This is a genomic window from Fulvivirga maritima, assembly GCF_021389955.1.
In the GTDB taxonomy this organism is placed as follows: Bacteria; Bacteroidota; Bacteroidia; order Cytophagales; family Cyclobacteriaceae; genus Fulvivirga; species Fulvivirga maritima.
In genome coordinates, this window is sequence record NZ_CP089980.1 from 3,541,603 (window position 1) to 3,553,575 (window position 11,973).

The 11,973-nt window shown below is 34.7% G+C and carries 9 protein-coding genes; all 9 read left to right on the forward strand.

The features are described from left to right. Window positions 1-15: 15 nt before the first annotated feature. The 9 genes from LVD15_RS15140 to LVD15_RS15175 all read left to right on the forward strand — a co-directional run bounded on the left by LVD15_RS15140 (window position 16) and on the right by LVD15_RS15175 (window position 11,971). The gene (locus tag LVD15_RS15140; RefSeq protein ID WP_233776063.1) at window positions 16-852 is read left to right on the forward strand and encodes a cupin domain-containing protein; all 837 of its coding nucleotides are present in this window, start codon (window positions 16-18) and stop codon (window positions 850-852) included. Continuing rightward, window positions 833-1,129 (forward strand): cupin-like domain-containing protein, encoded by a 297-nt coding sequence (locus LVD15_RS15145; protein ID WP_233776064.1) that lies wholly within the window; start codon window positions 833-835, stop codon window positions 1,127-1,129. The genes LVD15_RS15140 and LVD15_RS15145 overlap by 20 nt, the downstream gene beginning before the upstream one ends. Window positions 1,130-1,193: 64 nt before the next feature. Then, window positions 1,194-2,432, forward strand: coding sequence for an asparagine synthase (glutamine-hydrolyzing) (gene asnB, locus LVD15_RS15150; protein ID WP_255763283.1), 1,239 nt, complete (start codon window positions 1,194-1,196; stop codon window positions 2,430-2,432). A gap of 67 nt (window positions 2,433-2,499) precedes the next feature. Beyond that, window positions 2,500-3,054, forward strand: a complete 555-nt coding sequence (locus tag LVD15_RS26885) for an asparagine synthase-related protein (protein ID WP_255763285.1) — start codon at window positions 2,500-2,502, stop codon at window positions 3,052-3,054. Between the two features lie 72 nt (window positions 3,055-3,126). Continuing rightward, window positions 3,127-3,309, forward strand: a complete 183-nt coding sequence (locus LVD15_RS15155; protein WP_233776065.1) for a hypothetical protein — start codon at window positions 3,127-3,129, stop codon at window positions 3,307-3,309. 34 nt (window positions 3,310-3,343) lie between these two features. Beyond that, window positions 3,344-6,247 (forward strand): condensation domain-containing protein, encoded by a 2,904-nt coding sequence (locus LVD15_RS15160; RefSeq protein ID WP_233776066.1) that lies wholly within the window; start codon window positions 3,344-3,346, stop codon window positions 6,245-6,247. Between the two features lie 43 nt (window positions 6,248-6,290). Continuing rightward, window positions 6,291-7,757: a serine hydrolase domain-containing protein gene (locus LVD15_RS15165; protein ID WP_233776067.1), complete on the forward strand. Its 1,467-nt coding sequence runs from the start codon at window positions 6,291-6,293 to the stop codon at window positions 7,755-7,757. 61 nt (window positions 7,758-7,818) lie between these two features. Continuing rightward, window positions 7,819-9,378, forward strand: coding sequence for an NAD(P)-binding domain-containing protein (locus LVD15_RS15170; RefSeq protein ID WP_233776068.1), 1,560 nt, complete (start codon window positions 7,819-7,821; stop codon window positions 9,376-9,378). Window positions 9,379-9,424: 46 nt separating this feature from the next. Next, on the forward strand, window positions 9,425-11,971 hold the full coding sequence (locus tag LVD15_RS15175) for a non-ribosomal peptide synthetase (RefSeq protein ID WP_233776069.1): 2,547 nt from the start codon (window positions 9,425-9,427) through the stop codon (window positions 11,969-11,971). Window positions 11,972-11,973 lie beyond the last annotated feature (2 nt).

Below are 11,973 nucleotides of genomic sequence, written 5' to 3' on the forward strand. Positions count from 1 at the left end.
TCCTAAACCATTATTATGCAAAATCTTACCAAACAATTATTTGATCTTATGTCAGATGGAATCTGTCCATCAAAATTTAGTGGAATCTGTGAGGTTGCCTTATATGATAATGAGCAAAATCATAGGGCGTTTATAGAATTAAAGAATGATACCTTAACCTATAACTCAGAAATCACCACAACACCTGATGTGGTAGTACAGATGCATGTACAAACACTTGGAGGAGTGCTGGCCCGTTTAGATAAATTTGATTTGCGTGATCCTGGTTTTTTAATGCAGGTTAATGTTCAGGGAGATACAGAATTAGCAGGCTATTTGTTTAATTTAATAAAGAGGCCATCTAAGGAAGTAGCTCAGCTCATAAAGGAAACGGAAGACAAATGTGAGGATTATAAGCAGGAGATAAATACTATTGAAAAATTCCACAAGCCTACAAAAGATCAGGTTTTGCAATTAATTGATGATTCAATACCGTTTGTAATGACCGGTGTGCTGGACGATTGGGAATTTTTAACCGCCAGTATGGAGGAAATAAAGAGTAAATATGGTAACACCCGGTTGCGTCCTGTGGTAGAAAATGGGAAGGAGGGTTTTGAGACCATGGGTGATTTTATTTCAAAAGTAGAAAGTACTGATGGCAACATGGTATATACAGGTGGCTGTGATCTTCCGCCAGCTATGTGGTCTAAATTCAGAATGCCTTTTTTCGCTCCAGAAACATTTACCACCCCTCAAATATGGATGGGATCTAAATCAGGAGATAGTCCATGTACCGCCTTACATCGAGATTGTTGCAATGGCATGTTAGCCAATATTCAAGGGAGAAAAAAAAATGATCCTGTTCTCACCTGAGCAAACGGAATACCTGTACGCACTAAAAGCATTCAATTCCTTTCAAACGTGTGAAATTAAAAATGTAATTGATGTTGATAAAGATCAGTTTCCACTCTTCTCACACACTCGTACCTTAGAAATAGTAGTAGGACCAGGTGAGCTTTTAGTAATACCTGCCTTCTGGTGGCACTGTGTTTATGCTGTAGATAATGTTTTCTCTGTAAGTGCAGGTATGCAATGGGATGCCTGGGAAGAGCTAAAGCCGGGTAATGAAACAATGAGTCTTACCATATAGTAACCAGAAGAGCTTATTGGCTATTGGTCATACTTTATAAAAAAAATAACACCCTTATAAAATTATGTGCGGTATTTGTGGATTTGTAAAATTTGATAAAAAAGCTTCATACGAAGATAAAATGGTGGTAAATAAAATGAACGCCAAGCTTTATCATCGGGGTCCTGATGCCCAAGCCTCGGCCATCTTTGATAATGTAGCTTTCGGGTTCAGCAGGCTTAGCATCATAGGGCTTGAAAATGGCATGCAGCCATTGTACAATGAGGATGATACCCTAGTTCTTATCTGCAATGGAGAAATTTTCAACTACATAGAACTAAGACAACAGTTGAAGGCAAGAGGCCATTCATTTAAAACTAGTTCTGATGTGGAGGTAATACTCCATTTATATGAAGAGCAAGGCATGGAGTTTTTGAATGAGATTAATGGTCAGTTTGCTTTTGCATTATATGATAAGCGAAGAAAAAAGTTAATATGTGCAAGAGATCAGATGGGCATAGCACCATTATTTTACACCAAAATCGAGAACACATTCATATTTGGATCAGAAATCAAATCACTTCTTGAACACCCGCTTGTAAAAACTGAAATTGATCCTGTTGGTCTAGATCAGGTTATGACATTTGCTGGTCTTATAAGCCCAAGGACAATGTTTAAAGGTATCAATAGCTTGGAAAACGGACATTATTTGGAGGTAGATGATAACGGGGGTATTCTCAACATAGAATATTGGGATCTGATATACCCAGAAGGCGAAGTGAGAATGAATGGAAAGCCAGAATCTTATTACGTGGATAAGCTTGAAGATTTATTCGAAAAATCTATCAATTTGAGGTTAAGAGCAGATGTTCCTTCTGGCTTTTACCTTAGCGGAGGCCTGGATTCCTCAATGATTGCAATGAAGGTAAATAAGCTCATACCTGACATTGAGAAGGAAGCTTTCTCTATTGACTTTATAGATTCTCAACATTCAGAGTCGATTTACCAAAAATTGATTGCTAAAGAAAGCAATAGCAAACTAAATCAAAGAACCTTTTTTTATGAGGATATAAGTAAAAGACTTCAGTTATCAGTATATCATAGCGAGTGTCCTATAAAGGAAACCTATAACACAGCCTCTTTAGCTCTTTCAGAGAAAGTGAGATCCAATGGAATAAAAGTCATTCAATCTGGAGAAGGAGCTGATGAATTCTTTGCCGGTTATGTAGGGTATAGATTTGATAAGATGAGGCAGATGGGTTATGTGAAAAATGATGCAAGTGATGAAGAGAAAAAATTAAGAAAAAAACTTTGGGGGAGATGAAAGCTTTTTCTATGAAAGAAATTTTTTAGAGTATTATCAGGTCAAACAGAATTTATATTCTACAAGGATGAACAATGCCTACAGCGAGATTAACTGTCTTAATCACTATGTCATTGATAATGCAAAAGTTAATAACAGAGATGTATTAAATAAGAGAGCCTACATAGATTATAAAATCAGATTGGTAGATCATTTGGTTTCAGATCATGGAGATAGAATGGCATTAGCTAATTCAGTAGAGGCACGCTACCCATTTCTGGATAAGGATTTAATTGATTTTTCTACCACTTTACCTTCAGAACTGAAGTTAAATGATTTTACTGAGAAATATATTCTAAAAACTATGGCTAAAAGATTTATGCCGAAGCAAGTTTTTGAAAGAGAGAAGTTTCACTTTATTGCTCCAGGTAGTCCATATCTTATTCAAAAGAATATTGAATATGTAAATGATCTTTTATCATATGATACGATAAAGCGCCAAGGCTTTTTCAATCCAGAAGAGATAGACAAACTAAAAAACACCTACAAACAAGAAGGTTTTACCATCAATGCACCGTATGAAACAGACTTATTGATTACAGTAATAACATTTGGGATTTTACTAGAGCAATTTGTGGAATGACGCCAAACAGTCATTCATACCCATGAGGTAGCTTAAAGGAATTTAAAATATATCTAATAAAGAATGAGAAATATGACTTTTCAAAACGAGTTAATCAAACAGCTTAAATCTGGTGCTGATAGAGGACTTCAGGCTATCCAATCGGCAAGCAAAAACTTGTCTTATTCAGAGTTATTAGTTGAAGCCAATAAGGTTACTACTTTTCTATTAAATAGAGGTATGGAGAATCAAAGTAATAGGAGTAAACCTTCATGATGTCAGCGATATGATCTGCGCTGCCATTGGTATAATGAATGCTAGGTGCGTTTTTGTTCCGATAGACGATAAAATGCCTAGAGCACGACTGGATAAAATGGTTGAGAGCTTAAAGTTAGATCACATTATTACTTTCAGGCAATCCTGTTTTAAAGATTATAATAATGTTTATTGTTACGAGTATGATGATATTTTGCAGCTAAGATCAGAACAACCTGTCAAATACCCTACATATAAAGAAGATGATGATTTATATATTTATTTTACCTCAGGGTCTACCGGTGTTCCAAAGGGTGTAGTGGGACGAAATGAAAGTTTATTACAATTTCTAAAATGGGAAATCTCTGAATTTCAGATAGATAAACCATATAAATTTAGCCAATTTATAAGCCCTTATTTTGACGCATTTTTGAGAGACATATTTATCCCTTTGTTAACAGGAGGGGTTATTTGCATTCCGCCAAAAAATGCATCTTTTTTTAGCCCGGAAGAGATGGTTCCTTGGATAGATAAGACTGAAATTAATTATATTCACTGTGTTCCTAGTGTATTTAGGGTTTTTAATAAATCGGATTTAAACTCAATAAACTATAAGGAACTCAAGTGTGTATTGCTTTCTGGAGAGAAAATAAACCCATCAGAGCTAATAAAATGGTATGAGATATTTGGCTCTCGCATCCAGCTGGTAAACTTATATGGTGCTACAGAAACTACTATGATTCGTTCTTTCTATAGGATAAACCCAGAAGATGCCAAAAAACAGAAGATACCTATAGGCAAGCCAATTGCGGATACTGAGTTGCTCGTAGCTAATAATAACCTCGAAAAATGTCAGCCATTAGTTCCAGGTGATTTATATATAGTTACTCAATATACCTCTAATGGTTATTTAAATAATCAAGAATTAACCAGTACAAAATTTCTTAGATGGAATACAGGTACTCCTAATGAAACAACCGCTTATAAAACGGGTGATAGGGCCAGGCTAATGCCTGATGGGAGCATTGATTTAATGGGTAGGGAAGACAAACAGGTGAAAATCAATGGTATAAGGGTAGAGCTCGAAGAAATAGAAAATGTTATTTCAAAATTGGATGGAGTGACTAGTGCAGTAGTTTTAAAGGTGGTTGATGAGAGCTTGAGTGAGCAGCTGGTTGCATTTTTACTGATTTCGGATGGTGATGAGGATGATAATGAAATTAAAAAAAAGGTGCTAGATAGTGTGCACAAACATCTTCCTAAATACATGTTGCCATCTCAGTTAATCTGCTTGAAGGAATTCCCATTACTTAGTAATGGCAAAGTTAACACTAAGCAACTGGAAGAATTAATTAATACAATTCAGTCTCCAATAATTAATCCTACAAATGAAATTGAAGAAGTTATATTAGGTATTTGGCAGGAGATTTTAGGTAGTAAACCAATATCAATAACTGACAGCTTCCATAGCATAGGAGGTAATTCTCTAAGTATAATGAGGTTAATAGGACGATTATATAAGGAGTTTGGAGTGAGAGTAGGTTTAAATGAATTGTTTAACAATCTGACTATTGAAAAACAGGCTAAATTAATTCAAAAGTCAACAAAGGATAACTTATATGTAATTAATAAGGCTGAGATTAAGGAGTATTATAATACCTCATCTGCTCAGGAAAATATGTATTATAATTACCAACTGGATACTTCATCTTCAGCGTTGAATCTGCCTTTAGCATGGAAGATTGGCAAAGATGTTGATCTGACTAAAATAGAGGATGCCCTAAATAAAATAATAGATCGACATGAAGCTTTTCGAACTTCGTTTAAGCTTGAAAACGATAAGTTAGTACAGAAAATAGAGGCTCAGATAAGGTTTGAAATAGAAGAAATCGATGCTACATCCATATCCGCCAAAGAGGCTTTATCCAGTTTTATCCGACCTTTTGATTTAAGTGTTGCTCCTCTCTTAAGATGTGCAGTAATATGGTTGAATAAAGATTCACGACTGTTAGTAATGGATACTCATCATATTATATGTGACGGTATGTCTCAAGTAATACTTTTTTCGGAATTTCTCCAGATTTTAAATGGTCAGTCTTTACCTCCTTTAAGTCTTCAGTATAAGGACTTTGCAGAGTGGGAATATAATTTTAGGATCAGTCAAGCTTATATAGCGAGTAGGGAGTTTTGGCTAACTCAGTTTGAAGGGGAAATACCAAGGTTATCACTACCAGTGGTACAAAAGGAAAACAGTAGTGAAGTAGGGCGAAAGGAAATTTTCGAACTAGAAAAGGACAGGCTCATTCCAGTGTTAGAAATGCTGAAAGATGAAGGTGTAACGCCATATTCGGTTTTATTCTCCATGTTTTTTATGTATATAAGCCAACTGACGGGGCAAGACGATATCATAATAGGTAGCCCAAGTTCAGGAAGAACGCAGCATGAAATAGAAGGGGTCTTGGGTATGTTCGTTAAAACTCTGCCGATCCGTCGCCAAATAGAATTAGATCTAACATTTAAAGAATTTGTTCTTGCATCTCATAAACTTTTGGTCAAAGCTAATAGCCACCAAGTATATGATTTATCTGATATTGTAAGAGATGTAAATGACGCACGAGCATTGATTTCACGTGATTTGTTTGAAGTATTATTTATCTTTCAAAATTTCCAGAAATCACCTATTAGTGCCTCTAATGAGGATTTTAAAAGGTATGAGTTAGATGAGGGCAATGTAAAGCACCCTCTTACACTTTTTGCTAATGAAGGAGGGGATGTATATCATTTTCGATTTGAATATTCCACAGCCTTTTTTACTCAGGCTGACATTCAAACAATTATCAATCAATTCAAACAATTAGTGTTCAAAATTGCGGATGATCCAGAAAAGAAGATTTTAGAATACTTAACAGAAGAAGCCCCGTCTTCTCATATAGAGGAGGAAATATCTTTTAACCTTTAAAGAGGTCTTACTAATCATTTTATTAAAAATAGAAACTAAACCTATGTTAAAAATTAGAAACCTATTATTGGTGGCTATGCTTTCCAATATGTACTTTGTGGTGTTAGCTCAAGATCAGAAGCAGTTTACTGCAAATGGCAAGGAGGTAATAATAGCAGATTTTAATCAGCAGATCCATCATATGATGGATGAGGTAGGTGTGCCCGGTGCCTCAGTAGCAATAATTAATGAAAACGAGGTCGTATTTGCTCATAATTACGGATTTAAAAACTTAAAGGAACAGAGTCAGGTTGATCGAAATACTCTTTTTGAGGCAGCTTCTTTATCTAAAAGTTTTCTGGTTTATGCAGCGTTCAAAATGGTGAAAGAAAGACAGTTAAATTTGGATAAACCCATGTATGAATATATGCCGCATGAACAACTAGCATACGATGAGCGCTACAAATTAATAACTCCCCGTATGATTTTAAGTCACTCCTCAGGTATAGAAAACTGGAAGTCTAATAATAATTCAGACTCCTTGGAAATATTAGCCGAACCGGGAACTGAATATATTTATTCAGGGGAAGGTTATAATTACTTGGCAAAAGTAATGGCGAATATTAGAAATCAGACTGTAGAAGAGCTTTTTAAAGAGACTGTTTATCAACCATTAGGTCTAAAGAATACTTATTCATTTTTCATGAGCGGAAAAGACAGTGTTAGTAACTACGCTATAGGCCATGATTCATTCAAAAAAGCGATAGATAAATGGAAAAGTAAAAAGTTTTTGCCTTCTACAACTATTCACACTACTGCTGCAGATTATGCAAAGTTAATAGTATCAATTTTTGATGGGCATAATTTAAGCACGAATAGTATGGGGGATATGTTGGAGCCTATAATTCCAATTGGGAAAGATTATCCCGGGTTATACTATGGTGCAGGTTTTGAAGTTTCATATTCAAGTGGAGATACTGTGGTTTTTCAGGCAGGAAGTAATGATGGATTTAAAGCACAATTATGCTATTCGATAACCAAGAAGAGAGGTGTAGTACTGCTCACAAATAGTGATAGAGGTACTCTTATGACTTCTAAAATTAATGAAATGACTTCACAGCTTAATCTAGAGCCATATTTTGGACCAGATCCTTTTGTTCAATACCCAAGCAACGCAATTGAGCTCTTAAAGGCTTATAACAACCACGATTCTGATAAAATGTTCACACGTTTAGAAGAGATGAAGGTGGAAAGCAAAGGAGATATTGGAATGAATACTCTCAACGAATTAGCTTGGGTTTTCATGCCAGAAGATATTCATATATCAAAAAAGATGGTTGAAGAAAATATTAAGCTCTATCCAGAATCATCAGTTTCCTATTATGTCTTGGGTAAAATTAATATGGCTCAAAAAGAATTTGGACTTGCTTATAAAAACTTAAAAAAGGCAGAAGAATTAGAGTTCGATATGGCGCCTTTGGAGTATGATATAAATTATTGCGCTAAGAAGATTGGAGAAACTAATCCCTAGCTACAAAAACGGCATCCTATATTTATTTCAAAATAAGATCAAAAAATAAACCCCAACAGTCATGAAAAAGCATTATGATTATATTATTCTAGGAGCAGGACCCGCCGGCTTGCAACTAGGGTATTTTATGGAGCATAGCAGCGCAGATTATCTCATATTAGAGCGAGGTGAGGCTCCTGGTACTGCATTTAAAAAATTTCCACGACATGGTACTCTTATATCCATCAATAAGGTACATACAGGATATGATAATCATGAAATTAAACTCAGATGGGATTGGAATTCTTTATTAAGTAAAAATGAAGATTTAACCTTTAGAAGATACTCCAAAGAATATTTCCCAAAAGCTAAAGATTTGGTTGAGTACCTTAAAGACTATGCTAAGGATGCCAATTTGAATGTGGCATATAATAAAATGATCGCCAAAATATCAAAAGCATTAGAAAGCTCGGAAGGAAATTTTGAGTTAAAAACAACTGATGGAGATTCATTTTATTGTAATAAAATAATCATTGCAACTGGCTTTTCTCAACCCTACCTTCCAAGCATTCCTGGAATAGAGCATACGGATAATTATATAGATGTAACTTTAGATAAGAAGGAATTCGAAAATAAAAAAGTATTGGTTTTAGGGAAAGGAAACTCAGGATTTGAAACAGCTGATTATTTAATAGATACAGCATCTCTCATTCATATTTCAAGCCCTAATTCGGTGAAGTTTGCCTGGCAAACCCATTATGTAGGTAATTTAAGAGCTATTAATAACAATTTTCTGGATACCTACCAATTAAAATCACAAAATGCATTGCTCGATGCAGACATTCAGGCAATTGTAATGAAGGATGGAAAATATAATGTTCATTTAGTTTATGCTCATGCGAATGGAGAAGAAGAGGTACTCGAGTATGACAAAGTAATCGTTTGTACAGGTTTTAAATTGGATAAATCCATTTTTGCTCCGAACTGCATGCCTGCTACTGTAATAAATGATAAGTTACCTGCATTGAATTTAGATTGGGAGTCTCAAAATATACCTCATATGTATTTTGCTGGGACTTTAATGCAATCTAATGCATACAAAAAAAACACTTCTGGTTTTATCCATGGGTTTAGGTATAATGTAAGGACTTTATTCCATATTCTTCAGTATAAGTATAACCATATGCCAATGCCTTCAAAGAATCTGGAGTGTAATTATCAGTCTGTGGCAGAAGAAATATTAAATAGAATAAATAGTTCATCGGCACTTTGGCAGCAATTCGGGTATCTGTTTGATCTTGTTAGCATAGGTGATGAAGATGCCACTTACTTTTATGAATTACCTAAAGGGTATAAACCAGTGGAAAATCCAAACCATTACTTTACTATATCCTTAGAATTTGGGTCCAGCCAGGAAAATGTTTTTATGGTTAATAGAAATCCTACAGCTGATAAAGCAGATGAATCCTTCTTTCTGCATCCCGTGATAAGGCATTATTGTGGTGATGAAATGATTTCATGTCTGCATTTGGTAGAAGACTTATTAGGGGAGTGGAAGCATGAAGATAAACATGTCATGGTGTTGAAAAAATACGTGGAAGCAGCCATGGAGAAGGTAAATGCTGATGCAATAATGAATTAAAGAAGCAACATAACTAAACTCACTTAAACTTTAAAATAGAGATTACATGCCGAGAGAATCAATGTTAAATAAGAAACAGTTAGAAGCTAATAAGAACCTTATTGCTAAAAGTTACTGGAAAAGGCGATTTGAGGAATTTCAAAGTAATACCTATTTTGAAGGATATCGTTCTCAATTTCAGGACAGTGAAGAAAATGAGGTGAGTTTAGTTATTGAAAAATCTTTCAGTAATATACTGGATCAGGTGGTGGGCTCACCAAAAGGAAAACATTTACTTCTTCTAGCGGCTTTTGGTGTATTTGTTCAAAAATGTACATCTCTGAGTGATGTGTGTATACTTACACCAGTTTACCAAGAATATAAAGAGAGTTACGACATAAATCATGTTATTCCTGTAAGAATAAATAAAGGTGGCGAGTTTAGCTTCTCTGAATTTCTTGGCTATGTAAAGCGTACTTTTCTGGAGGATTTAAAATTTGGGAATTACCCGCTTGAAAGAATTCTGGGACTGTCTTTACGAGATTTAGGTTTATTATCTAGCGTAGGTATTTTAGTTGATAATGTTCAAGATGAAAAGCCATTAGATGTAATATCAACTGATCTAAAATTTATTTTCAATAGTGATATACACTTGAAATTAAATGTTAAGTACAATAATAAGAAGTTCGATGAAAGTTATGTAAAGGTAATAGCAGAGCTTTTCTTAAACTTTGTAACCAAATTACTCTCAAATAGTAATATTCCACTTGCCGGATTAGAACTTATCTCCGAGCAGGAGAAAGAAATGGTTCTGAGAGATTTTAATAATACCAAAGAGGAATATCCTAAAGATGTAACATTAGATTATTTATTTGAAAAACAAGTAGCAGACACTCCTGATAATATTGCACTTATATTTAAAGATCAACAACTTACATATTTGGAGTTAAACCAAAGGGCCAATCAATTAGCTAGGAAGTTGAAGACACTGGGAGCTAAAAAGGGGGAGGTGATCGGCATTGTGCTTGATCGTTCTATGGAATCTATCATTAGTATTTTAGCCGTGCTGAAAATGGGAGGTGTCTATTTACCAATTGATATAGAGCAGCCGGAAAACAGGTTAAGAGAAATTTTGTCTTCAAGTGGCATTAAATTTCTGGTGGCTGACAATGATCTAAATTCAAGGTTTCTAGATAATATTTTATTTGTAGACTCGAAGGAAATCATAAGCAATGATAAAAGTAATTTAAATGGGGGGCATAGCTCTCTAGACCTTGCTTACATTATCTCTACTTCTGGAACAACAGGAACACCAAAGGGTGTAATGGTTACTCATAAAAATGTAATTAATCTGATTTATCATAGAAAGAGAGTATTCAATATTTGTGAAAAAGATAGGGTCTTACAGTTTTCAAACCTTAGTTTTGATGCTTCTGTGGAGCAAATATGGCTATCATTCTTATCTGGAGCAGGCTTAGTTCTAATTTCTTCGGAAACAATTATTGATAATGAATTATTTAATAAATATATAAAAGCACACCATGTAACTCACCTTGATACTACGCCTTCTTTCCTAAATAGTATTGAGTTGGACCCAAACAATAATTTAAAAAGGATAATTATTGGAGGCGAGGAGTGTAATTTGAAACTAGCTCGAGAACTCTCCAATCAATATGATTTATATAATGAATATGGAACTACTGAAACCACGGTAACTTCAGTCGCCGTAAGGGTCACTTGCCCAGATTTGGATACACTAAGAGTGCCAATTGGTAAGCCTATTGGCAATACTCAAGTTTATATTCTTAATGAGCAGATGTGCCCACTTCCCGTAGGAATTAAGGGCGAAATGTATATTGCTGGAGATGGTGTTGCATTAGGGTATATGAATAACTCAATCCTGACTAGTCAAAGGTTTTTAAAGAATCCATTTTCTAATAATGGGAAATTATATAAAACAGGAGATGTTGCAAGGTGGATGCCAGATGGTAATATTGAATATTTTGGTAGAATAGATAAACAAGTTAAGATAAGAGGATTCAGAGTAGAATTGAAAGATATTGAAGACCAATTACTTAATCATCCCAACATTAAATCTGCGGTGGTATGTCTTTATGGAGAAGAGTTATCGAAGTATTTAGCTGCTTATTATGTATCAGATAGTGATTTAGATGAAGCTCAGTTAAAGGAATTTTTAACCAAAAGAATTCCAGGCTATATGGTTCCTTCTCATATCGTTCAATTATTCAAGATGCCATTAACTATTAGTGGAAAAGTCGATGACAGAAATCTTCCGGAGCCTAAGTTGGCCGAATTAAAGTTTGAGCCACCGGAGAATGAAATAGAGAAATCTTTGACTCAAATATGGGCTGGAATATTAAAAATTGAGAAGAATCATATCTCTGCCACACATAACTTTTTTGATATTGGAGGCCATTCATTAAGGGCGACTATGTTGGTAAATCAAATCAATAAGCACTTTAGCACAGCCATTTCATTGAAAGAGGTTTTTGAAAAAACAACCATAAGACAACAAGCTGATCTTGTTAAAATCAACAGTTGGCTTAATGATAGCAATCAGGAGAATGATGAGAAACATGAAATTACAATATAAAT

Excerpts from the sequence above, each read along its gene's own strand:
- LVD15_RS15140 (WP_233776063.1), top strand. The coding sequence starts at position 16 with ATGCAAAATCTTACCAAACAATTATTTGATCTTATGTCAGATGGAATC.
- LVD15_RS15145 (WP_233776064.1), top strand. The coding sequence starts at position 833 with ATGATCCTGTTCTCACCTGAGCAAACGGAATACCTGTACGCACTAAAA.
- asnB (WP_255763283.1), top strand. The coding sequence starts at position 1,194 with ATGTGCGGTATTTGTGGATTTGTAAAATTTGATAAAAAAGCTTCATAC.
- LVD15_RS26885 (WP_255763285.1), top strand. The coding sequence starts at position 2,500 with ATGAACAATGCCTACAGCGAGATTAACTGTCTTAATCACTATGTCATT.
- LVD15_RS15155 (WP_233776065.1), top strand. The coding sequence starts at position 3,127 with ATGACTTTTCAAAACGAGTTAATCAAACAGCTTAAATCTGGTGCTGAT.
- LVD15_RS15160 (WP_233776066.1), top strand. The coding sequence starts at position 3,344 with ATGAATGCTAGGTGCGTTTTTGTTCCGATAGACGATAAAATGCCTAGA.
- LVD15_RS15165 (WP_233776067.1), top strand. The coding sequence starts at position 6,291 with ATGTTAAAAATTAGAAACCTATTATTGGTGGCTATGCTTTCCAATATG.
- LVD15_RS15170 (WP_233776068.1), top strand. The coding sequence starts at position 7,819 with ATGAAAAAGCATTATGATTATATTATTCTAGGAGCAGGACCCGCCGGC.
- LVD15_RS15175 (WP_233776069.1), top strand. The coding sequence starts at position 9,425 with ATGCCGAGAGAATCAATGTTAAATAAGAAACAGTTAGAAGCTAATAAG.